We start from the raw sequence: 23,532 nt of genomic DNA on the forward strand, positions 1-23,532 counted from the left end.
GAAATTTCTGTATTTTTGAAACTCAAAAAAAATTGTTGCGAGTCACAACAAACATTTAACTTAAAATATATAAAAACTAACAGATGAAATTCTTTTTTACTATTGTTTTATTATTGTGTTGCATAACTATAGCTAATGCTCAAAAAGATACACTTTGGTTAGATAAAAACTGGAAAGAAACCAATAAAGAAAATGCTTTTTTTATAGAAACCCTATACAAAAGGAAGGAAAACTATATCGTGTTAATGACTTTTATATAGATGGTACATTACAAATGACAGGACTTTCTAAGTATAAAGATAGTATTTATTTGCAACAAGCCGTTTGGTACACAAAGGAAGGAAACCCTATAAAGAAAATGAGTTTTGATGATAAGCAACTAAAAGGAACATCTACTTATTATACAGAAAGTAAAGACAAAAAAACGACTATAGCAATCGAAGAGGCTACCTACGAGAATGGAAAAATAACAAAAAGAATAATTTTTGAAGGAGATAAAAGTGATATTCGTTATGAACATTACTATGATAAAGGAAGAATAACTAAAGAAATATATTATGATAAAAAAGGGAAAAAAATAGGACAGATAACCTTTGCTAAAAGAGCATATAGAGATGGGAAAAAAGTAAGCTATTATTATAACCCGATGAGCGTTAAATCTATAACAAAATACGAACAAGGGAACCCAATTTTTACGCAATACTTTTATCGTAATGGAATTGCTTGTAATCGTTTTGATAAAAGTACTTTAACAGAAACATTTTATGATGAACAAAACATTAAGTTAGGGGCTATAGAATACAAGTATGAAGAAGAATCAAGTTATAAAACTCCTTATGAAGGAAAGAAATACTTGTTTTTTTTCACCAAGACAGCAGTAGTAAAAAAAATAAATACTTATGAAAAAGGAAATTTAAAAAAGGTTGAGACATTTAATAAACAAGGTATTCTAATTAAAAAAGAAGAATTTGGAGATAAAAGGAACCTTGCTAAGGTAATAAGCTACGATGATCAAGGTACTCAAATAGGGGTGTTAGAACAAATAAATGATAAATTAGAAGGTAGAGTTGTAAAAAATAAAGGAGGTAATAAAGAAGATATTACTTACAAAAATGGAATAGCAGAAGAAGTAGTTGAATATTATAAAGATACTACATTGGTATTTTCGCATTTAAAAGATTCAGAAATTACTTATTATGATATTTCTGGAAAGAAATTAGGAAGACTAAAAGTAAAACTAAAAGAAGGTTATTATAACTCTAGAGCTTTAGAAACAGGTTATTACTCACCAATCCCTATTGAGGGCACTTTGTATAAGAAAAACTATCGAAATAAAATTTCAGAAAAAGAGAGCTTTAAAGAAGAGAAATTAGTAGAAAGAACAAAATATGATTATAAAGAAGATAACGCTCTTTATAAAGAAACAAGATTCTACGAAGATGGAAGTTTATCAAAAATCATTAGTTACTATATTAATGGAGGAAAAAAAAGTGAAGTAACCTATAAACTTAATTCGTACAGAAAAAAGTTAACAGCAATTTATTACGATAAAAGCGGAAAAGTTATTGCTAATTATAATTTTATAACTAAAACAGGAACAGAATACAAGTACTTCTACAAAACAGATCAAGTAGAAGAAATTAAAGAGTTAAATAAAGGCAAACTTATAAAATCAAAAAGATATCAAAAAGTATATAACTCAAGGAATAATGAATATGTCTTAAGAGAAGATATAGATGTTAATTCGAAAGCTAAATTTTACTCTAAAGAAGGAAAATTAATAGGACAAGCAACTTTTATCAATCAAAAACCTACAGGGGTTATGTATGATTATAAAGATCGAATAGAAATAAATGTAAAAAACGGGTTAAAGGATGGAGTTTATAAGAAGTTTGAATACGATGAAAAGACTTTAAAAGAAACTGGAAATTACGTTAACGATAAAAAACACGGAGCTTTTATTTATTATAAAAGAGGTAAAAAACAAAAAGAAGAAAATTATTACGAAAATAAAAAAGAAGGATACAGTATTTATTATAGTGAAAAAGGCAAAGAAATATCTCGATTATTGTATAAAAAAGGAAAACCTTTTGAAGGACAAAAGAACGGTCTTTATGGAACTCAAAAAACATATAAAAATGGTACTCTAGTTAAGAAAATAGAACAAAATAAAAATCAAAAAATAATTACCGAATATATATCAGAAAAAGAAACGACTACCACAGTTTACAATTTACAAAACCAAACGCTATTAACGTATAAGGAATTAAATAACCAATTAGAAGGTGAAGTTGTTCAATATGAAAAGAACAAACCTAAATATACTGCAGTTTTCTCAAAAGGTAAATTAGTAACAGGGATGGTATATTTAAAAGCCAACTCTAGATATCAATCTGAAGTATACTTAAAAATGAGCAAAGAAGACGAAGTTATAAGAATACAAACGTATAACGAGAAAGGAAAACTACTCTTTAAAGGAGAAATAAACCCTAGCTTATACAAAGAATATTCTAAACAAATCTTACCATATAAATTGGGAGTCAGAGAAATAGTTTATCATAACGACTTATTTATTTTAGAGTAACTTTTAATTTTTTAATAAAGTTATCAAAAAATAGTCTTTGTTGCGAAATTATTAAAGGAAACTAAAATAGTTCACCTTAGAGTTTTTAGCTTTTACTAATTACTGAATTTCGTATCTTTCCAAAGTTAACAAAAATCAGAATTTATGGAAGAAAATAAAGAAGAAGCAGCAGCAGCGGAGCAATCGAAACAATCGATACAGCAAGATGCAAAAGGTTTATGGGAAAAAGTAAAAAAGTTTATTTTAGAATTACTTGATTTTAGAGATGACACTGACCAAGAAGCAACAATAGAAGCAATAAAAAGCGATATTTCATTTAAAGGAGCCACGGCATGGATTTTAATTTGTTCTATTTTTGTGGCATCTATTGGTTTAAATGCAAACTCAACAGCAGTAGTAATTGGAGCCATGTTAATATCTCCACTAATGGGACCTATTTTAGGAGTAGGAATGTCTATTGCTATTAATGATATTGATACGTTACGAAAATCGTTAATAAACTTAGCAACTATGATTGTGTTGAGTTTGTTAACAGCATTTTTATTCTTTTTTATATTTCCACTTCGTGAAGAAACTTCGGAATTATTAGGAAGGGTAAGACCAGATATTCGAGATGTATTAATAGCCTTTTTTGGTGGTTTAGCATTAATTATTGCACGAACTAAAAAAGGAACCATTGCCTCAGTAATCTTTGGAGTGGCAATAGCAACAGCTTTAATGCCGCCTTTGTGTACTGCGGGCTATGGTTTGGCAATAGGTAACTTTGACTACTTCTTGGGAGCAATGTATTTATTTACAATCAACACTATTTTTATCGCTTTAGCAACCTTCTTAGTGTTAAAGCTATTAGGATTTACTATGATTCGTTATGTAAACTCAGCTAAACGTAAAAGAATAGCACAAATAGCGTCTTTTATAGCTTTTTTAGTAATGGTTCCAGCGGTATTTACCTTTGTGGGAGTGTATAATGAAAGTATAATAGATGCAAACTATAAAAAATTCTTAAAGGCAAAAGTGTATGATAATCCTAATTTATGGCTACAGCGTGAAAAGCTAGAAGTTAAAGATAAAACAATAAGTTTGTTTTTTAATGGAGATGTAAGTGATGCAACAGAGTCTTTTTTACGAAATGAATTAAAATCTTTTCCTAAAATAGATTCTTATTCTTTAGTTATAAATGAAAATAAAGCCAAAAGTGTTGATAGGGTAGTGGACGCCTATGATAGAGCCGTAAAAGAATTAGATCAAAAGGACAATGTTATAAAAGGCTTGCTCATGGAGATTGATGATTTAAAGAGTACAATTTCTAATTTAAATCAAACAATTGAACAAGATGCTTTATATAGAGATAAGAATTCGATTCCTTTTAGTAAAATTAGTACAGAGGCAAAAATTAGATTCAATGATATAAAAGAAATGAGTTTAGCTAAAGTTCTATCTTCAAGCGACTTTATAAAAGTAGATACAGCAACAGTAGTATCAGTAAAATGGAATGCAAAGTTAAAGGACTCTATTCTAGTAAAAAATGAAAACGAACTGAGAAGTTGGATACAGAAAGAGTTGAAAACAGACAAAGTGCAAATAAGAAGAAACTAAAATAAAAAACCGAGCAAATAGCTCGGTTTTTTCTTGATTATTTGTTAGAGAAGTATAGTAAATAAAATATTACTTATACTTATTAAGACACTACAACTCCAAAAGAGTCACAAATAAAAAGTAATAATAAATTAAAGCTTATTAAAGTATAAGCTCTTGATTATTCCGTCAGAAAGCCCAATTTTAGGAACGTATATTTTTCTTGCACCACTCCACTTCATGGCAGATAAGTATATTTTTGTAGCAGGAATAATTACATCGGCCCTATCAGGGTTTAAACTTAATTCTGAAATTCGCTCCTGATAACTCATTTTTTTTAAGAATTGATACTGAGCATTAAGATAGATGTATGAAATAGGCTTGCCACTATCTCTACCAGACATTTTAAACAATTTATTAATGTTTCCACCTGAACCAATTAAAGAAATACGCTTGTAACTACTTGTGTTTTCTTCAATCCATTTTTGAACCTTTTTAAAAAGAGCTTTGTTTTCTGGTTTTGTATTGTTAAGTAAACGTACAGTACCTATTTTAAACGATTTAGAGTTAATAATTTTTCCTTTAGAAAATAAGGTAAATTCTGTACTCCCTCCACCAACATCAACATATAAGTAAGTAGCATCAGATTCTATTAATTGATTTAAATCAGTAGATGAAATTATTGCAGCTTCTTTTTTACCATCAATAATATCAATTTTCACGTCAGTATTTTCTAAAATAGTAGCGGCAACCTCTTCACCATTTTCTGCCTCTCGCATCGCTGAAGTTGCACAAGCCTTGTATTTTTCAACACCATGAATTTTCATGATTAACTTAAAGGCTTGCATAGCATCAAGCATTCGTTGTGTATTGGCTTCTGAAATTTTTCCAGAAACAAAAGCATCAGCTCCTAAACGAATGGGTACGCGAACTAAGGATGATTTTTTAAACTGTGGTTCTTTATTTTTTTCTTCAATAACGTTGGCTACTAATAACCTTACTGCATTAGATCCAATATCAATAGCGCCGTACTTTTTTATCTTCAAAATGTATTGATTTATCTATGGTTTTTAGGAAACTCTACTAAAATAGTATTTCCTTTTTTAATGTCTTTCCAATGTTTAGTATCAAACTCTATTCCAATAACTCCACAAGTACTTACGTGAGCAATAGGCCTATTCCCAAATTTATTAACAAAACTATTAATACCGTGATCGTGACTAAATACAATAGCACTATTAAAGCTATCATCAAGAGCCTTTACAGTTTTTACCAAATACCCATCACTAAAGCTATATAACTGACGTTTTATTTTAAGATTGGATAAAGGATACCCAAAGTTCTCACAAAAAATAACAGCCGTATGAAGCGCTCTGTTGGCACTACTGGAAAGAAATACATCGGGTCTTTTTATTTCTTCTGCTAGGTACTTAGATAAAAGATGGGCATCGTTAATACCACGTTCTTTTAAAGGTCTGTCAATATCTTTAACACTATCATAATTCCATGATGATTTTGCGTGACGAACGATATAAAGTGTTTTCATTTAATTGTAAAATACTATGTAAATATAAAACTAAGGGGCTAAACGTTCAAGTTTCCAAGAAAAATCTTTTTGTAAAGTGTATCTAATGCGATCGTGCATACGGTTAGGACGTCCTTGCCAAAACTCAACAGAAACAGGTTTTACTAAAAAACCACCCCAATGTTTAGGTCTAGGGATTTCTTGATTCTCAAACTTTTTTTCAAAAGAAGCAAGGATGTTATCCAGCTCATTACGAGAGGTAACTACCTCACTTTGACTAGAAGCCCAAGCACCTAATTTACTTCCATCTGGTCTCGATTCAAAATATCCGTCAGACAAATTCTCAGCAAGTTTCTCAGCTTTTCCTTTAATAATAATTTGTTGTTCTAAACCAGCCCAAAAAAAGGATAAACACACATTGTTGTTATTTAAAATAGCCTTTCCTTTTTCTGAATTGTAATTGGTATAAAAAATAAAACCTTCCCAAGTGTATTTTTTTAATAAAACAACCCTGCTTTTTGGAAAGCCATCTAATCCAATAGACGCAATTGTCATAGCATTTGCTTCCTCTACCATTTCAGATTCATCTGCAACAAAAAACCAATTCCTAAACAATTCAATAGGATTCTCAGGACAGTTATTCTCTAGTAATTCTCTTTTTTCGTAAGATTTTCTATAGTCACTTAAATCGTGTGCCATTGTTGTTAATTTATACTATGTAAAAGTACAACTTTATCAAAAGTATTGTAGGTCTTACATATTAAAATTTAGCAAGATTTGAATAATCAAAAGCAAGAAAGGTAAAATAAAGGTAGTTAAGTAATCTTAGTTTTAGTGTGCAAAACAATTCATCCGTAAAATTATACAGTTGAGTATTTCTTTTTGTGTTAAAGTTTGAAAAGAAAGCAGTTTTGTGATGTCAAAAACGAACAAAATGAAACATTTATTACTTGTTGTATGCTTTTTAACGCATACATTATTAATTGCAGAAACTACTATTGCAGGAAAAGTAACTGATACTAAAGGGAATCCTATTGAAGGAGCAAATGTATATTTAAAGGGAACTTATGATGGAGCTTCGTCTGACGAAAAAGGAAACTTCTCTTTTACAACTTCAGAAGAAGGACAACAAACATTAACAGTGTCTTTTATTTCTTTTGAAACGTATATAAAAACAGCCGAAGTATCAACGTTTAAGAATTTAAAAATAATACTTCGTGAAGATGTAAATACGTTGGATACAGTAACTATAAATGCAGGAACTTTTGAAGCCGGAGATAATGCCAAAGTAACAGCGTTAAAGCCTTTAGATGTAGTAACCACCGCAAATGCTTTAGGAGATTTTGTTGGAGCCTTGCAAACTTTACCTGGAACCTCTTCGGTAAGTGAAGATGGGCGTTTATTTGTTCGTGGGGGAGAAGCGGATGAAACACAAATTTTTATTGATGGAATTCGAGTATTTACTCCGTATAGTCCTTCTGCACCTAACATTCCCACACGTGGGCGATTTTCTCCGTTTTTATTTAAAGGAATTACGTTTTCAACAGGAGGATATTCTGCGGAATACGGTCAAGCATTATCGAGTGTTTTATTACTAAATACGAATGACGAAGCAATAAAAGAGAAGACAGACATCTCACTAATGACAGTTGGTTTAGGAGTAGGAAACACGCAGGTATTTGGAAAAAATTCACTAAGTGTAAATGCCTCATATATCAATTTAGCACCTTATCAAAAATTATTTCCCGATAGGAATACTTGGAATAAACCAGTGCAATCATTAAATGGAGAAGCTGTATACCGTTTTAGATTTAAAAATGAGTCTTTGTTGAAGTTGTATGGAGCTTATAGTTATGCTGATTTTGATATGATTCAAGAGGATATTAATTATGAAGATGGATTTCGTTTTGGATTGAAAAATAGAAACTTGTACTTCAACGGGTCTTATAAACAACATCTAGCTAATAACTGGACAGTTACAGGAGGAGCATCGTTTACTAACGATAATTCAAAAATGAATATACTAGATGATAAGGTTGTAGATAATGAAAACTCAGCTCATGTTAAAGCAACATTGAAAAAAAGGTTTTCAAACCGATTTAAACTGAATTTTGGTGCAGAATATTTTATAACTGATTTTTCTGAAGATTATAACAATGAAACAAATGGTAATGCTACGTACGGATTTGACAGTAATATTTTGGGAAGTTTTATTGACGCAGATATCTTTTTTAGTAAAAAGTTAGCAACGAAAGTAGGAGTACGCATGGAAAACTCTGAACTGTTAGATGAATTTACCATTTCACCAAGAGCTTCTATAGCTTATAAACTAGGAGAAAATGCACAGTTTTCTTTGGCTTACGGTCGCTTTTATCAAAATCCGAAAAATGAATATTTAAAATTCAATACGGAGTTTAAAGCAGAGAATACATCACACTTTATAGCGAATTATCAGTATGTGAAAAATAAACAAATATTACGTGTAGAAGGGTATTATAAAAAGTATAAAGATTTAGTTAAGTACGATACCTATACAGCTTTACCATATTCAAACTATTCAAATTTAGGAAAAGGCTTTTCTAAAGGAATTGATGTTTTCTGGAGAGATAATAAAAATATAAAAAACACAGATTATTGGGTGTCGTATTCGTTTTTAGATACTGAGAGAAATTATAAAAACTATGCTATAAAAGCGACTCCTAATTTTGCGTCAAAACATAACTTGTCGGTAGTTGCTAAGCATTGGATTGCAGATTGGAAAAGCCAAGTAGGAATGAGTTATAATTTTGCTTCAGGTAGAAGTTATACCAACCCTAATAAAGGTGGATTTTTAAATCAAAAAACAAAGAATTATAATTCTGTAAGCTTGAATTGGGCGTATTTAATTAGCCAACAAAAAATATTGTATTTCTCGGTAAATAATGTGTTGGGTACACAAAACGTATTTGGATATAATTATAAAAACACACCAAACTCAGCAGGTACTTTTAATCGACAAGCTATAATACCATCAGCGGATAGTTTCTTCTTTGTTGGATTCTTTTGGACGATAAGTGATAATAAAAAAGATAACCAGTTAAATAACCTTTAAACAATGACAATTCAGTTATAAAAAGCAACAACTCAGTATAGTATTTTATATAAATAACACCAATAAAAAGATATTTGAAGTATTAATTAAAATCAATTAACATGAAGAAAATTATTACAGTTTTAGTATTAGTATTTACAGTAAGTATATCAGCACAAAATAAATACGAAAAAGGAATGGAAAAAGCTTTTGAGCTTTGGAAAGGGAATAAAACAACGGAGGCAGCTCAATTATTCGAGCGAATTTCTAAAGCTGAAAAAGACAACTGGTTGCCGTTTTATTATGCAGGGATGATTAACATCTTAGAGAGTTTTCAAATAAAAGAAGAAGCATCGTTAATTGCCAAATTAAATAAGGCACAAGAGTTTTTAGATACTGCAAAATCTATTTCACCAGAAAATCCGGAAATATTAATTACACAGGTATTATTACATGTTTCATATATGGCTTTTGATGGACAGAAGTACGGGATGACTATGTCGATGAAAAATGCAGCGTTGTATGAAAAAGCATTGAAAATAGCTCCTAATAATCCGAGAGTTATTTTAAGTAAAGCTGAATCGGATATGGGAGCAGCTCGTTTTTTTGGACAATCTACAGAACCTTTTTGTAATAATGTAAAAAGAGCTATTGAGCTAGGAAAGGAAGAAAAAATAAAAGAAAAATTTTACCCTAAGTTTAATGTACAAAGAGCAGAACAGGTATTGAAAAAATGTATGAAGTCCTAATACTTTTGTACTAACTGAACTAACAAGTTAAAAGAATCTTCATCAGTTACCCATTTTTTATATTTTTTAAAAGGGAGTTGTTGAAGGTTTTTTGTTGGATATAATTGATGAAAAATAGTAAGAGCAGCTACAAAACTTCCAGCAGTTGAAGGATGGAAGTTATCTAGACTGTATAAAGACTCTTTTCCTTTATAGGTATTGTATTCTTTCCATATATTTCCCACAGGAAATAAATAAGCATTGTTCTGTTTTGCGGCAGATTTGTGGTTCTCTATTACTTTGTTAAAAGTATGATAATATCTAACAGATGGCCATACCATAAAGTAACCAAGTTTGGTGTTATATTGCTCACAAAGTGCTTGTATAGTAGCTCCGTCTTGTATTAGCATTCTTTTTCCTGCTGTTTGTGAGGAAGGACCTTGTTGAATAATAACGTAATCAAACTGTTTTTTTGCTAATAGTTTTTGAAGTTTTCCGTCATTAATATGATCAATAATAGCATAATTAGGAAAACATAAGCTTTTGGTTTTAATAATAACTTCTTGTTGTTTTCCAATATACTCTAATATTTTAGGCATGCTGTTCGTATAGGTTAAACTATTTCCAACAAATAATATTTGTTGTGCTTGCGCTGAAATTTGCAGAAAGAGAAGTAAGTAAAGTAGTTTTTTCAAAGAAGTTGATATTATATATTTACACCTCTAAATTTAACCTATTTTTTAATTCTATTCTTCCAATAGAGGTAATAATTACTTCTCTAGAGTTTGGTTTTTTACGTAACCAATCTTTTTTTACCATTATTTCAAGAAGAGACGCACCTAATGCTCCTGCAATATGGTGCTTTCTTTCACTCCAATCTAAACATTGATGAGCAAAAGAACGTTTTTTGTGTTGGATAGCATGAATATCTACCCCAATTTCATCAAACCATTCTTTACCTGATTTCGTAACTATGTAATCTTTTCCAGAAATTTTAATGATTTCATTATCTAATAAAGACATTGTTATTTTTACCCCAAGGCTACCTGCCAAATGGTCATAACAGGTTCTGGCATACGTAAAATCACTTAATTTGGGAGCTTTAATTTTCTTGTAGTCTTTATCGATAGAAATTAAACTTGCCATTGATTCTATAACCCATGCAACTTCTTCGTTAGCAAATTTAAAGTAGCGATGTCTTCCTTGTTTTTCAACTGATAAGATGTTTACTGAAACCAATTTTTTTAAATGATTACTTGCCGATTGCAACGATATATTTGCGCTTGCTGCCAATTCTGTAGCAGTGTAGGCTCTACCGTCTAGTAAATTACATAAGATGATAGCGCGGGACTTATCTCCTAAAATAGCAGCAATTTTACTAAATTGATGTTCTAACTCTTCGATAGTAGTAACTTTTGTATTGTTTTAATCCCATATTTGAGGACATTTAACGCTAAGTGTTCTTAAATACCCTAACATTTGACCTGTATGAACAGCTTCGTGATATACCATTCTATTTAAATAATCTCCTAATGTTTTACTCTGACCTACCTCTTTTCGCTCTATTCGTATGTTCTCTAAATCTGCTTCATTAAATGTCTTGATCATCTCCATAAAACTATTGTGATATTGTTCAGCAAAGCTAAGTTCATTTTTTAAATTTGAGTAGGCCAAATCTACCCAAGGAGATTTATAATTACTTAAATCACCTCTGTTTTTAATAATTGCATGAAACAAATGTTCCCCTTCAAGCGTGTGTCTTATCATTTCGATAATCGAAAAGGCATCTGAATCAGGTTTCCAATTTAAAAACTCATCAGGAAGGCCTTTCTACAGTTTTATACTTCGTCTTCTTGTTTCTGAAAAGTTTAATAGTATATTTTCTATAGCGTTCATAGTTACTTATTGTTTATTTGAGTGTAAAAGTACATGACGATTTTATGTCTTATTTCATTTTAAAATGAAACATGAAATTTTATCTATTGAAAATACTCTAAAAAAACAAATGCTTTTCTATAAACAGGCAAAGCTGTAAGAAAAGCATTTTGTTGAGTGTTTTACTTTTTTAATAAAACGGTGTTTATTGCTGTACTATTTTACATCAATAACGAATTCATCTCTAGGAATTCTAACTTTTTTCATTGGTTTAATCCAGTCCTTCTCATCGTCGGCATAACCAATGTACATTAGTGATACACTTTTTAAGCCCATTTTGTTCAATTCTAAAACTTCATCAACCACTTTATTGTCAAATCCTTCAGCAGGACAAGTGTCTATTTTTAACTCTGCTGCTTGTGCTAAAGCTAATCCTAAAGCAATATAAGTTTGTCTTGATGTGTGTGCAAAGTTAACTTCATTAGGAAGGTTTAAGTAAGCTTTTTTAAGCATATCAGTATAGCTGTTAAATCTACCTCTTGGTAACCCTCTTTCGTCTGTAGTATAGTCGAACATTTTGTCTATTCTTTCAGCCGTATAGTTATCCCAAGCAGCAAAAACTAACACATGTGAACAGTCTTTCATAGAATCAGGGTTTAAAGCTCCTTGTACTAACTTTTCTTTAACCTCCTGATTTGATATTGAAATAACTCTAAATTGTTGTAACCCCGATGAGGTTGGTGCTAATCTAGCAGCTTCAATAATTTTTTCAATATTTTCTTCACTTACTTTTTTATTTGGATCAAAAGCTTTTACAGCATGTCTCCAGTTAAGATTTTCTATTAATGACATTATATTAATATTTAATTATTTGTTGTATTTAATTTTACTTCAATATTTCCTCTTGTAGCATTTGAGTAAGGACAAACTTGATGAGCTTTTTCGGTTAAGGCTTTTGCTTCTTCTAAAGAAACATCAGGAATATTTACATCTAATGCTACTGCAAGTCCAAAACCACCATTTTCTATCTGACCAATACTTACTGTTGTTTTGACAGTAGTTGTACCAGTATTAATTTTAGATTTTTTGATGACTAAGTTTAATGCACTATCAAAACAAGCTGAATATCCTGCTGCAAAAAGCATTTCAGGATTTGGATAATCGTCATTAGCTCCTCCCAGTGCTTTAGGATGTCTAACATCAAGTTCTAAAACTCCGTTTTCACTTTTTACATGTCCGTTTCTTCCGCCAGTTGCCTTGGCGCTGATATTATAAATTGGTTTTATTTTTTCCATTAATCTGATTTAATATATGTTCTATTATATTTTTGAGTTCTGTTAATTTGTCAACAGAAATATTTAAAGAAGTCATAATTTGACCAGGAACACATGATGCTTTTTCTTGGATATTTTCCCCCAGTTCTGTTAAATTAATTTTCACAACGCGTTCGTCCGTTATCTCTCTTTTTCTTTCTATAAGTTTTTTGTGCTCTAACCTTTTAAGCAAAGGAGTAAGGGTACCACTGTCTAAATTAAGTTTAGAACCTATTTCTGAGACATTTTGATCTCCTTCTTCCCATAAAACTAACATTACTAAATATTGAGGGTATGTTAAATCTAGCTTTTTTAGTATGGGACGGTATAAACTAATTACTTCTTTCGCTAGCGTATAAACCGGAAAGCATACTTGATTGGTTAATTTTAATTGTTCTGACATAATTGACTTATAAATAACGGCACAAATATATCACGCAATTAAATTGTATGCAATTTAATTGTTGTAAAGTTATGTGAAAATTATTTTAAGAATGTTAATTGGGGGTATAGATTGATGAATAAAATGACATCGCTTTATTTCGTTACTCTATTTACTTGACAGTTGTAGCATCCGGATCTTGCGTTATGTATTTGTATATAAGATACTTCAAGATTGTTTAAAAATAATTGAATCTTATTTCTTAAATCATCACCCCTACAAGTATCCATTTCCTGTATCATTCCATCATTATCATATCCTCTCAAAGAAAGATATCTATGATTGAGAAATTTTGGAATCTCATTAACTTCTAATTTTGGGTTTTTAGCATTTTTTCTCACAAAATAGGTCCACTTGATTGATAAGGTGAATTAGTTTTGTGATGTTTAAAAGGTAATAATATAACTTCTTCTCCTATTTCTGCATCGATGAAAAAGCAGTAAGTCGAGTATCTTTAAAGATTACTAAAAAATAAATATTAACTTTGGAAAATTAGGCTAGTACTTTTCATAGGATAGTGTCTTAATTATTAGTTTTTGTCTTTCTAAGCTCAATTTCCATTGCTCTTTTATAAAAGTCAGCAAATTTTTTTTCGTTGTACTTAACTCTCATAGCAGCTAAAACATCTGGTAAACCTAAACTAAACCAATCCCAAAGCATGGTGTCAAAATTGTATTTATACATTTGTTTTCCTACTTCGTTTCTTATTTGTGCTATTTCAGCAGTTGAAATACCATGTCTATTTAGTAATTGTGTTGTCTTAATGTCTTCTTCTGGAGTAAAAGCTGTATCTAGGTATGGTTCTAATAACCAGTTCCAGTTTTTTGTTTCTTTAAAAGTAGCTATGTTGTTTCTCTTTGCAAACTCTTTAAGTGACTCGGTGTGCTCTCTTGAAATAAGTATAACTTCATTATCAATTTTAATTAATGGAGGATAGGATTGATAACAGATAGCTGTTATTTCACTAGCTTTAATCTTTTTATTAGGAAATACAAATGAAGGTTTAAAAGGGTATGCTAAAACTTCAACTTCAGTTTCTAAGATTCTGGCTTTACCAACTCCACAAATCATGTTGTCCGTTTCATAACTTGTAGCTCCAAAAAAGGTTCCTTTTTTACTAAATATTTTCTTTAAAAACTTCAGCATTTTTGATTGGTTGAGTTTTACTCATTTAAGTCATTGATTAATTTTCTAGAAATAACTGTGTCATAAATTATTTTTAGCTCTGTTATTTTGTTTTCAGAATCAAGCTCAATAATATCAACAACATCGAATTCTACTTTTTCATTGTTTTTTAAAGTCCACTTATAGGTAAAGTAAAGAGCTAAATTATTTGAGTCATTCTGTTCAAAAATTCCTTTTAGGAAAAGTTCAGAATTAGAAGTATCATTATTTAATTCACGATAAAATACGTCTGCTTTTTTAATTCCATAGATAGGAGACTCAACAATTCCGTTACTACTAAACAGGTCAATTACCTTTTCTATATTTCCGTTTTCGAGATGCTTTAGATATTTTTTTGCGATTTCACTTTTATTCATTGATTCAATATTTACTTACAGTTATATATACAGTCATTTTTAAAGGTAAGGTTTCTATTTTTATATAGTATAGTGACTTTTACAAACTTGGTCAGTGTAACTACGAATATAAAAACAATCACTACGAAAACAAACTACTTTTTATACAGTACTATCTACCGTATACATTTGACACTTGTAATTAATAATAAAACATTATATCAAGCAAAGATGGAAGAACAAGTTGCTATTTTAAAAAATAAAGAGTATTCTTTTAGAGAATTCAAAGGAGGCATTGCAATTTTAGATTATATAGGAAAGTCAACCAGTGTTGTGATACCCGACTATATAAACAATAAACCTGTAACGTATATACTAAGGGAAGCTTTTGATGATAAAGGACTCAAAACAGTAACCTTACCAAAATTTTTAGAGTATATAGATGAGGATGCTTTTTATAAGAATGAAATTAAAGAATTGGTAATTCCCTCAAAAGTAACGGAAATAAGAGGAGGGGCTTTTGGGAGAAATAAGATTGAAAAACTTGTTATTGAAGCATCAATTACAACGATTCATATGTTTTGCTTTGTGGGTAATGCGCTTACGAGTATAGATTTACCAGAGTCAGTAACTACATTGTATAACGATTGTTTTGCTGAGAATGATTTTGAAGAACTTACAATTCCAGAGCATATAACAACCTTAGGAAGTGATTCTTTTAAGGATAGCAAAAAGTTAAAAAAGGTAACTTTACCTCAAAAATTAGAAGATAGTATTACTGGAGCTTTTAGAGGATCAGATATTGAAAATATTGATTTTGTGTTGTACTAGGAGGTGTTGATTGGAGTTAATAAAAAACAGTCACTTTATTAAGTTAAGGTGACTGTTTTTTATATTCAGTTGATTACTATGCTTAATTGTATTTAAAACAAGAATAGGTTTTAAAAAGAAAATAGCGAACCGAAGTTCGCTAATAAATTTAATTACATTGGTTTTGGAACGCATTTACAATTTTCATCAAACTCATGATCTTCATCACAAGGAAGCGGAAGGAAACGGCATTTAGTAGTTTTTATTCCTCCATTAATAAATTGTTGTTCCTGTTTGTTTAAAACAGCACCTAAGTTTGAAATGTTCTTTAACATAATTTTGGTTTAAAAATTAATCAAAACTAGGTATAAATAAAAATAAAAGAACCTTTAAAACCGTAATAAAAGTAAGGTAATTCCTTACTTAACTAAAATTAACAAATGGTTGTTGTTGAAAAGAGTTAAAAAATAAAAGTAAAATGTGGGGAAATAGAAAAGCGAACCGAAGTTCGCTTTTTTTTACTTAATCATTGTAAAACATTGACCGCTTCCTGAACAAGACCCAGCACATGTTCTTAAACAGTTGAAATAATTTGGATTATTAAATGGTTGACAGTCATAACCATTTGTAGAGTAACAATCATCACCTTTTCCGTTAATAGATTTCTGTTCAGACTTGTTTAGGACAGTACCTAAGTTTGAAATGTTTGTTAACATAATTTAAGTTGTTTTAAAATTTATCAAACTTATAAATAAATAAAAATTAAGAAGTGGAAAAAAACATAAAAAAGTAAGGTAAAACCTTATTTATCAGTTTTTAGTGAGTTTTTTGACACAAAAATGTTTTTGTTTTAGCTAGTTCAAAATTTAGTTGGTTTGAAGATTCTTAAAACGAATAAGAATCACTACCTAATAAAAAAAGAATAATTTTAAGAGGCGTTTAATTAATTGCATTATCTTTTGTATAACATAATATCACTTTAAGTGTTGGTTTTTCCATAATACTTTTTCTTTAACCAAAAGGAAACCCTTACCAACAAAATCAAAGCAGGCACTTCAACCAAAGGACCTATAACTCCAGTAAATGCTTGCCCCGAATTCAATCCAAAAACAGCGATGGCTACTGCAATAGCTAATTCAAAATTATTTCCCGCGGCTGTAAATGCAACAGAAGCTGTTTTGTCATAGTCAGCTCCCATGGCTTTAGTAAAGAAAAAGCCAATAATAAACATTAAAGTAAAGTATATTAAAAGAGGAATTGCAATGATTAAAACGTCCATTGGAATTTGCACAATCAATTCGCCTTTTAAAGAGAACATCACCACAATAGTAAATAATAAAGCTATTAATGTTATTGGTGAAATTGTAGGAATGAATTTATTTGTGTACCATTTTTCCCCTTTTAGTTTCACTAATATAAATCTGCTTAATACTCCCATAAGAAAAGGAATGCCTAAATAAATAGCAACACTTTCAGCAATTGTTTCAATTGAAATGTCTATTATGGCTCCTTCAAAACCAAAATATGGAGGAAGAACTGTTATAAAAATCCAAGCATAAAAACTGTAAGCAAACACTTGAAAAATACTATTTAATGCGACTAAACCTGCTCCGTATTCACTGTTTCCTTCTGCAAGGTCATTCCATACTAATACCATGGCAATACAACGGGCTAATCCAATTAAAATCAACCCAACCATGTATTCTGGATAGTCTCGTAAAAATGTAATAGCTAAAATAAACATTAAAATAGGGCCAATTATCCAATTAAGAATAAGTGAAATCGAAAGAATTTTCGTGTTTTTAAAAACTTTTGGTAATAATGAATAATTAACCTTTGCTAAAGGTGGGTACATCATTAAAATTAGACCGATTGCAATTGGAATATTTGTAGTTCCGCTACTTAATGAATTTATAATATTAGGAAAGCTTGGTATAAAATATCCAAGTCCAACTCCAAAAGCCATTGCAACAAATATCCACAATGTTAGATTTCTGTCTAAAAAGCTTAATTTTTTTGTTGTCATTCTTTATGATTTTATTTGTGAAAAAACGTAAAATAATTCAGTAGCAATTTGAATACTTCTTTCTTTATATTTTTCAGCTTGTTGGGGGGTGTTGTCAAATACTTTAGGATCTTCAAAAGTTATTGGGATACGTTTTTCTGCACCTGCAATGAATGGGCATCCTCCATCAGCTTGTGAGCAAGTCATAACAGCTGCAAATTCAGACTTAGGATTAAATTCATCATCTAATTTTTTTGAAAACCCTATTATTGGATGCTCATTGTCAGCATATTTAATACTGTAAACAGGATTTTCATTTTTAGAAATAATGTTTACCTGAAAACCAGAGTTTTTCAAAGTTTCAGCAACCATAGGAAAAAGTGCTGTAGCCTCGGTTCCGCCAGAATAACAAAAAACGTTTTTGATATTAAAATAATTTGCCATTGTTTGTGCCCAAATTTGTGATAAATGACTTCTACGTGAATTATGAGTACAGATAAAGTTGATACGGACTTCTTTGTTTTTAGAAATCTTTGACTGAATAAAATCAGTTAGGGGTTGTAAAACTACTTTACGTTCGGTTGAAATAGTTAGCGGATTTAATTCTTTGATTTCTTGCTCTATTTCTGAAAATAGGGTTGGTTTTGTTGTTGTCATTTTCTTAATATTTAGTTAGCAACAGTTTTCACCAGGTGAACAACAAGATTCATTATTTATGGTAGATACTTTTTCCATAGGAATCCCACATTTATCTTTTGCCAAACAGTCAGTTTGTTTAGTAGTAAGTAAAAAATTATTACCGTCAAAATCAAGCCCAAACTTTTGGATAGTATCACCTTGGTATTCTACTTCTATTTCTGCATCTTTAAGTTGTAATACTTTTTCAGAAAGCTCAATAATATTCAACAGTTTTTCTGGATGTAATCTGTGGTCATAGTCATTTGCATTCCAAAGTTGGAAATTTATAACTTCTTCGTTTCTTTCAGTTCCACCACAATCAATAAAGTGCTTTGTTATTTTACCAACTTCTGTAACATGAAAATGGTTTGGTACTAATTCTCCATTAGGTAATTGAAAACCAATAGTTCTTAATTCTTTTAATACTGATTTTGTTTGTGATAGTTTCATTGTTATATATGTTTATTGCGATTATACGATTAATTAAGATAAATTTTTTTAACAGCAATTTTCTTTTGTGGTTATATCTTGATTTAAAAACTCTATCATTATAGCTTTCATAGCTATCCAGTTTTCTTTATGAATACAGTAACAAACACTTGTTCCTTCTACATTTCCTTTAATTAAACCTAAATGTTTTAGTTCTTTTAAATGTTGTGAAATTGTAGGTTGAGCTAATCCAATTTCGTTAACTAAGTCTCCACAAACACAAGAATTAATTTTGAATAGGTGCTGTAAAATTGCAACTCTAGCAGGGTGTCCAAAGACTTTAGCAAAAAGAGATATTTCATTTTGCTTATCAGTAAACATTTCAGTTTTTGCTAATCCCATTTTATTTTCTTTATTAATGTATTGCAATATTACGATTAATGTTTTAAAACACAAATTTTATTTACACTTATTACTATCAATTCTACTTGTTAAGTAGTAAGTTTTATTTCTGTTGTTTCTATTTTAATTCTTTTTTATCAGGATTATTTATTCGAGGCGAGAATAAGTATGTTTAATCATTATGTTAATGCTCTTCTTGTAATGAGTTCTGTATTGTTCTTCTACAAAATATCTAATAACTTTTTATTAGTCATATTTTTAGCCAGACGTATAAACCTTTAGAATAACTATAAAATCTATTCAGTTTTGTTTAGGTGTAATTAATGATAAATTAAAAATAAAACTCATCTTATATATCAAGATAACTTTCTGCAAGCATTTTTCTATATCAACTATATAGAAAAGTTAAGTTAGTAACTATGTTAAAGTTTCTCTGTTTTTTAAGGGGTATATTTCTAATTCAAGTCGGAAATTTCTTTTTTAAATTAGTAACAATGCCATCTTTTTTAGCTTAAAACTTTTTTTGAGACGATTAGTTAAATATTTATTTAATACCATGTTTTTTCATTCTCTTCTTCAGTTCTTAGCCAGCGGTTAGTAAAAAGTTAAGACCATTGTTTTGCTTTATATATTTATAACAATTTAGAGGTTTTATATATTTATTATTTAAGGTACTTTGATAAAATACTTTTCAGTTAAAGCTTTATTTTGCCAAAAAGCAAGCTTAAAAGTCCAATATGGTTCATCCTCATATAAAGTATGATAATCTCCCCAAGAATATTCAAAGGCATATTCTTTTTGATTTTTCTTACTATATATTGTTCCAAACAAATATGAAGAAGTAGTACCACTTACACGCCCTGTATGTAGTTCTGCTTTATCTATCATAACTTCTGTTCCGATAGGTATTTTTGCAGCTATTTCTAGTCCTGAATCCATCCCATAACCATTTCCATCTTCCAAGTGATATGTATATTTTTCAGAAGCAGGAATATCAGGATTTTTTATAATTAAAATTAACCTTTTTGTTATAAGTTTTTTATTTATAACTGCTGAAAAAGGTTTGTCTTTAGAGCTATTTCTGTATTTGGGTAAAGTAAGTGTATAAAATATTAAACAGATTAAGCTAAAGCCTAATATTAAAAGGATGCTACAACCCAATATTATTTTTTTCATTTTTTATTCGGTTTATTTTTCAATGTTAACTAATGCGCTTAGCTATTAAGAGCAATATAAATTGGTACTTTATAAGTACAGATTAAACTGAAAACCATGAAAATTTAAGAAATAAACTAGAATAAGCAACTTTTATTACCAGTATTTATTTTGTCAATATCCAGTTTATTAGGTCTTTTTTGTCTACAATAGCCCAACTATGAGGATGTCGTTCACCATTTGCTCTATATCCTTTGTTTGTGGTTGGTATATACTCAACATTATTAAAACCTTTAGTTTTTAAACTCTCATATAGTTTTTTGATATAGAAAGCATTCATTTGGTCATAATCAGCCATTCTATTCTTTTTCCACCATAAAGTATCAGGTTCTGTATAAAGTCTAATCTTAGTGTTTTTTAATTTCTCTATGTTAGAAATATTGTCTGTACTAGAGGTAAATACGGCTTTTTCCTCGTATTTTTCAATACTGTCTTTAGGGTTGCCAAAGTTATTACCTAATGTTTCTAATAGCCAAGTACTTTCAAGAATTGAAGGCTCTGAAAAGTTTCGTTCTATATTTTTTTCTGAAGATTTATACAAAGCAACTAAGTCTATTGGGGAATCTACTATAAATACTCCTTTTGGGTCGATATTGAACTGTTTCTTCCCAACAATATAATTACTTATTAAAAGACTAACAACTCCACCGCTTGAAAAGCCTCCAATAAAGATATTGTCAGTTGGTAATTGATTTTCTGTAATTATATTCTGTAAACTTTTGGCAAGTTGTTGTTTTTCGTTTTCTTCAAGCCATAATTTCTGATTAAGATTAGAAAGTATAACTGCAATATTGTTTTTTCTAGCGATATCAAGAATTTTAAATTCTCTTTTAATGTCTTTAGCAACCTCAGGGTAACCTCCAAACAAAATTAAGACTGCTTTAATTTCTTTTGTTGGTTTATAAAGTTCGTAATCTTCTTTTATAAGCTCGGTAAACTCAAACTTTTCAGAAGTTACTTGTTGTGTTTCTTGTTTGCTTTGTTTGCAGGAAACAACCACAATAAAAGCTAGAATTAAAATTATTGTAAGTTTTTTTATTTGTATAGAATATTTGAAGGAATAGTAATTTCGATTAAGAAGTATGCGAGAACAAGCAATTACTTATAGCCATTGTTGTAAAACTTTTTTTAATTTATTCCTTTTTCAAAATCTACTTTAATTATTTCGAAAATTATTATTGAAATCCAGTTAATCCCTTGATTTATAATTGGTTTAAAAAAGTAGTCAGGAAATAGAATTTCAGTTGAACTTAAATTATTTTGCCAAGTACCTTTTGTTAAATGAAAAAATCTATTTCGTATAACTATAATGAAATCATAGAACCCTATAAATGATAATTTTATTTCTTGGTTTAAAGTTTCTCCTTTTAAACCTTTACTGTTCATTGGTTTTTCTTTAATTTTATCTAAATATAATTTATAATATGCTTCTCTTAAATCAGTTCTGTCAATAGTATTGAAATCTATATCAACAGTTGATTTGAAAAAATCCTCATTTTTATATGTTTCTGATATGAAACGTTTAAAAAAGGCTAGTTCCCCATCTTGTTCATTATTAAAAAATGATTGTAACTGCTTGTATGTTTTATCAAAGCTTCTGTGTTTAGAAACGTAAATTAATGGAATCGAATATGATATTCCTTCAAATATTCTATATAAATAAAAGAAAGCTTCTAAATGATTTTTTTTCTCTACTGCAATAAGACACTTTATTATTTCAGGCTCTATCGAGCCATAAAATTTTGAATTAAATCTTGATCGTTTGAAATATTCATTTAAGTCCTTTAGTTTTACTTCATCTGGGAAGTTATTTAAGACAACAGATTGGTTTATAGCCTCATTTTTAGTGTAAGGAAAGTTTGAATAATTATGACGAAACTTATAAACTTTATTGTCGTAAGTGTCTGTACAATTTATTGTACCAGAGATTAATCGAAAAATGTTTAATATCTTATTAGAACTATCGATTCTTAAATTTGTGTTCTTAGTTGAAGCTTTGAAAATCGGGTCTTCGTATGTATATCGATTAATCATTTGTTAATTCGCTGAAATATTCTAGTAATTCTAAACTATCCAAATCTTTTAATTTTGCGAAATTTTTGAAGTAATCATAGGAAAGTTCACGTCTTAATTTTCCTAATTTTATTTTGGATGGATTAAAATCTGAAAATGCTTGGTCAAAGGTTTTAATTGCATTTTCAAACTCTTCAACGCTTAAGTCTTTTATATCCTTAGATGATGTTTTCATACCAACTGCAAATCCAACTAAATTATTAGCTTGTTTTAACCATTTTAATGAAATTGGACTTTTCTGAAATTTAGCAAGAGATTTTATTACATTTTCAAAAGACGATTCTTTCTCAACTTTTTCAGCAGAAACTATTTTGTTAACTATTAATTCATCCATTTTATCTTGGATGATTTTTTTGTTATCTACCATAGGGCTATTAGCCATATAAGCCAAGTAGGCTTGAACTAAATCTGATTTATTGAAAGAATTCATTTTTATTTTAACAGCTCTTTCTTTTTCAGTTTGAACTTCAATTCCAAGTTCATTAAAGTCAAAAACATTTGCCATCATAACTTCTACTTGATGACGAGGTGTCATTGGTTTTTGTCCATTATTAAGAGTTATCATTCTGTATAGTAGTTTATCTACAGAATCACTATAAACGATATTCAAATAAAGTTTCTTTTCTAAATTAATTTTATCTGAATCACTTACTCTCTTAAGTGTATTTAACCTTTGAATTCCATCTAAAACAAATGATTTTTTGTAATTTTTATTAAAAAAAGTAATGATATCATCTTTACTTGATTTAACTGTTACTGTTTTATCTACAAAAGCAATAGTAATTGATGGCATTATACAGCCTTCTACGATATCTCTTTCTAACTTTTCATAGAATTTTTTGTCTTGTAATTTTCTCTGAAATTCTGTTTTACTTATGAGAGGAACTAATTTTTCAATTGCTTCTCGATATGTTATAGAACCGCTTACTACAATAGCATCAATTACTTCATCAGAATCAATTTCGTATATGTTCATATTCAATATGGTTTTATTTCAAATTTACAATTATTTTCTAAACAAAATTTCCTCTCTTTAGTTTAATTAATTGAAGAAACTTTATTGATTTGTAAATGTTTTACAACTAATTCATATCCATAATAAAATTACCAATACGCATTTTACACAGTAGAATAAATGGAAGATATAGCAATTTTATTAACACTCTCAAATATAAAAAAAGTAAGATAAAAAAGTGTAACTTTTTTATCGGGTCGACACCCCAAGCCTAATCGGGTCGACACCCCAAGCCTAATCGGGTCGACACCCCAAGCCTAATCGGGTCGACAC

At 29.5% G+C, this 23,532-nt stretch carries 27 protein-coding genes and 1 pseudogene; 6 read left to right on the forward strand and 22 right to left on the reverse strand.

The genetic code is table 11. From position 1 onward, the window contains the following. Nucleotides 1-83: 83 nt before the first annotated feature. The 3 genes from MK851_RS07705 (at nucleotide 84) to MK851_RS07715 (ending at nucleotide 4,180) form a co-directional block, all read left to right on the forward strand. Entirely contained in the window at nucleotides 84-260 is a 177-nt protein-coding gene (locus MK851_RS07705; protein ID WP_320242898.1) for a hypothetical protein, read from the forward strand. A 14-nt stretch (nucleotides 261-274) separates the two neighbouring features. Next, a complete protein-coding gene (locus MK851_RS07710) occupies nucleotides 275-2,584 on the forward strand; it encodes a hypothetical protein (RefSeq protein ID WP_320242900.1) in 2,310 nt (769 codons plus the stop codon). A gap of 144 nt (nucleotides 2,585-2,728) precedes the next feature. Further along, nucleotides 2,729-4,180 (forward strand): DUF389 domain-containing protein, encoded by a 1,452-nt coding sequence (locus MK851_RS07715; RefSeq protein ID WP_320242901.1) that lies wholly within the window; start codon nucleotides 2,729-2,731, stop codon nucleotides 4,178-4,180. A gap of 131 nt (nucleotides 4,181-4,311) precedes the next feature. On the opposite strand, the gene MK851_RS07720 is transcribed toward MK851_RS07715, so the two are convergent. From MK851_RS07720 to pdxH, 3 genes are read right to left on the reverse strand one after another with little or no spacing between them, the layout of a single operon-like run. Further along, nucleotides 4,312-5,208 carry a Ppx/GppA phosphatase family protein gene (locus MK851_RS07720; protein WP_115900493.1) on the reverse strand — a complete coding sequence of 299 codons (897 nt, stop codon included), beginning with the start codon at nucleotides 5,206-5,208 and terminating at the stop codon, nucleotides 4,312-4,314. A gap of 8 nt (nucleotides 5,209-5,216) precedes the next feature. Continuing rightward, a complete protein-coding gene (locus tag MK851_RS07725; protein ID WP_303510228.1) occupies nucleotides 5,217-5,705 on the reverse strand; it encodes a SixA phosphatase family protein in 489 nt (162 codons plus the stop codon). Between the two features lie 30 nt (nucleotides 5,706-5,735). Continuing rightward, on the reverse strand, nucleotides 5,736-6,383 hold the full coding sequence (gene pdxH, locus MK851_RS07730; RefSeq protein WP_320242905.1) for a pyridoxamine 5'-phosphate oxidase: 648 nt from the start codon (nucleotides 6,381-6,383) through the stop codon (nucleotides 5,736-5,738). A 235-nt stretch (nucleotides 6,384-6,618) separates the two neighbouring features. Between pdxH and MK851_RS07735 the strand changes: the two genes are divergently transcribed. Both MK851_RS07735 and MK851_RS07740 read left to right on the forward strand, forming a co-directional pair. Then, nucleotides 6,619-8,775 carry a TonB-dependent receptor gene (locus tag MK851_RS07735; RefSeq protein WP_320242907.1) on the forward strand — a complete coding sequence of 719 codons (2,157 nt, stop codon included), beginning with the start codon at nucleotides 6,619-6,621 and terminating at the stop codon, nucleotides 8,773-8,775. Between the two features lie 101 nt (nucleotides 8,776-8,876). Beyond that, the gene (locus tag MK851_RS07740) at nucleotides 8,877-9,503 is read left to right on the forward strand and encodes a hypothetical protein (protein ID WP_320242909.1); all 627 of its coding nucleotides are present in this window, start codon (nucleotides 8,877-8,879) and stop codon (nucleotides 9,501-9,503) included. Here MK851_RS07740 and MK851_RS07745 read toward each other — a convergent pair. The 9 genes and pseudogenes from MK851_RS07745 to MK851_RS07780 form a co-directional block, all read right to left on the reverse strand. Then, a complete protein-coding gene (locus MK851_RS07745; RefSeq protein WP_320242911.1) occupies nucleotides 9,500-10,177 on the reverse strand; it encodes an SGNH/GDSL hydrolase family protein in 678 nt (225 codons plus the stop codon). The genes MK851_RS07740 and MK851_RS07745 overlap by 4 nt on opposite strands. A 19-nt stretch (nucleotides 10,178-10,196) precedes the next feature. After that, complete coding sequence (locus tag MK851_RS07750) at nucleotides 10,197-10,886, reverse strand: ArsR/SmtB family transcription factor (RefSeq protein WP_320242939.1); 690 nt, start codon at nucleotides 10,884-10,886, stop codon at nucleotides 10,197-10,199. Between the two features lie 21 nt (nucleotides 10,887-10,907). Further along, nucleotides 10,908-11,297 (reverse strand): annotated as a pseudogene (locus tag MK851_RS07755) (DinB family protein); the annotation flags it as partial. A gap of 276 nt (nucleotides 11,298-11,573) precedes the next feature. Next, complete coding sequence (locus MK851_RS07760) at nucleotides 11,574-12,209, reverse strand: nitroreductase family protein (protein ID WP_320242913.1); 636 nt, start codon at nucleotides 12,207-12,209, stop codon at nucleotides 11,574-11,576. Between the two features lie 11 nt (nucleotides 12,210-12,220). Then, complete coding sequence (locus MK851_RS07765; RefSeq protein WP_413788385.1) at nucleotides 12,221-12,652, reverse strand: organic hydroperoxide resistance protein; 432 nt, start codon at nucleotides 12,650-12,652, stop codon at nucleotides 12,221-12,223. Further along, nucleotides 12,627-13,073 carry a MarR family transcriptional regulator gene (locus MK851_RS07770; protein ID WP_320242915.1) on the reverse strand — a complete coding sequence of 149 codons (447 nt, stop codon included), beginning with the start codon at nucleotides 13,071-13,073 and terminating at the stop codon, nucleotides 12,627-12,629. Before MK851_RS07770 ends, MK851_RS07765 begins: the two co-directional genes overlap by 26 nt. Before the next feature lie 134 nt (nucleotides 13,074-13,207). Next, on the reverse strand, nucleotides 13,208-13,453 hold the full coding sequence (locus MK851_RS15670) for a DUF1203 domain-containing protein (RefSeq protein WP_413788386.1): 246 nt from the start codon (nucleotides 13,451-13,453) through the stop codon (nucleotides 13,208-13,210). A gap of 181 nt (nucleotides 13,454-13,634) precedes the next feature. Continuing rightward, on the reverse strand, nucleotides 13,635-14,258 hold the full coding sequence (locus MK851_RS07775; RefSeq protein WP_320242917.1) for a hypothetical protein: 624 nt from the start codon (nucleotides 14,256-14,258) through the stop codon (nucleotides 13,635-13,637). Between the two features lie 17 nt (nucleotides 14,259-14,275). Continuing rightward, on the reverse strand, nucleotides 14,276-14,653 hold the full coding sequence (locus tag MK851_RS07780) for a nuclear transport factor 2 family protein (protein WP_303510253.1): 378 nt from the start codon (nucleotides 14,651-14,653) through the stop codon (nucleotides 14,276-14,278). A gap of 210 nt (nucleotides 14,654-14,863) precedes the next feature. Between MK851_RS07780 and MK851_RS07785 the strand changes: the two genes are divergently transcribed. Continuing rightward, nucleotides 14,864-15,463: a leucine-rich repeat domain-containing protein gene (locus MK851_RS07785; protein ID WP_320242919.1), complete on the forward strand. Its 600-nt coding sequence runs from the start codon at nucleotides 14,864-14,866 to the stop codon at nucleotides 15,461-15,463. Nucleotides 15,464-15,615: 152 nt separating this feature from the next. Here the strand turns inward: MK851_RS07785 and MK851_RS07790 are convergent, their stop codons facing one another. The 10 genes from MK851_RS07790 to MK851_RS07835 form a co-directional block, all read right to left on the reverse strand. Beyond that, entirely contained in the window at nucleotides 15,616-15,777 is a 162-nt protein-coding gene (locus MK851_RS07790) for a hypothetical protein (RefSeq protein WP_320242921.1), read from the reverse strand. Nucleotides 15,778-15,960: 183 nt separating this feature from the next. Further along, the gene (locus tag MK851_RS07795) at nucleotides 15,961-16,158 is read right to left on the reverse strand and encodes a hypothetical protein (RefSeq protein ID WP_303510259.1); all 198 of its coding nucleotides are present in this window, start codon (nucleotides 16,156-16,158) and stop codon (nucleotides 15,961-15,963) included. Nucleotides 16,159-16,421: 263 nt separating this feature from the next. After that, nucleotides 16,422-17,468 carry an ACR3 family arsenite efflux transporter gene (gene arsB / locus MK851_RS07800; RefSeq protein ID WP_303510261.1) on the reverse strand — a complete coding sequence of 349 codons (1,047 nt, stop codon included), beginning with the start codon at nucleotides 17,466-17,468 and terminating at the stop codon, nucleotides 16,422-16,424. A gap of 3 nt (nucleotides 17,469-17,471) precedes the next feature. Next, nucleotides 17,472-18,104, reverse strand: coding sequence for a protein-tyrosine-phosphatase (locus MK851_RS07805; RefSeq protein WP_320242924.1), 633 nt, complete (start codon nucleotides 18,102-18,104; stop codon nucleotides 17,472-17,474). A gap of 15 nt (nucleotides 18,105-18,119) precedes the next feature. Next, nucleotides 18,120-18,575, reverse strand: coding sequence for a DUF6428 family protein (locus MK851_RS07810; RefSeq protein ID WP_303510265.1), 456 nt, complete (start codon nucleotides 18,573-18,575; stop codon nucleotides 18,120-18,122). Nucleotides 18,576-18,623: 48 nt separating this feature from the next. Continuing rightward, nucleotides 18,624-18,956, reverse strand: a complete 333-nt coding sequence (locus MK851_RS07815; protein ID WP_303510268.1) for an ArsR/SmtB family transcription factor — start codon at nucleotides 18,954-18,956, stop codon at nucleotides 18,624-18,626. Between the two features lie 666 nt (nucleotides 18,957-19,622). Further along, complete coding sequence (locus MK851_RS07820) at nucleotides 19,623-20,132, reverse strand: hypothetical protein (RefSeq protein ID WP_320242927.1); 510 nt, start codon at nucleotides 20,130-20,132, stop codon at nucleotides 19,623-19,625. A gap of 145 nt (nucleotides 20,133-20,277) precedes the next feature. After that, entirely contained in the window at nucleotides 20,278-21,171 is an 894-nt protein-coding gene (locus MK851_RS07825) for a hypothetical protein (RefSeq protein WP_320242929.1), read from the reverse strand. A gap of 128 nt (nucleotides 21,172-21,299) precedes the next feature. Further along, nucleotides 21,300-22,205, reverse strand: a complete 906-nt coding sequence (locus tag MK851_RS07830) for a hypothetical protein (RefSeq protein ID WP_320242931.1) — start codon at nucleotides 22,203-22,205, stop codon at nucleotides 21,300-21,302. After that, on the reverse strand, nucleotides 22,198-23,220 hold the full coding sequence (locus MK851_RS07835; RefSeq protein WP_320242933.1) for a hypothetical protein: 1,023 nt from the start codon (nucleotides 23,218-23,220) through the stop codon (nucleotides 22,198-22,200). The genes MK851_RS07830 and MK851_RS07835 overlap by 8 nt, the downstream gene beginning before the upstream one ends. Nucleotides 23,221-23,532 lie beyond the last annotated feature (312 nt).

This window comes from Tenacibaculum sp. 1B UA (assembly GCF_033978845.1).
Classification (GTDB): domain Bacteria; phylum Bacteroidota; class Bacteroidia; order Flavobacteriales; family Flavobacteriaceae; genus Polaribacter.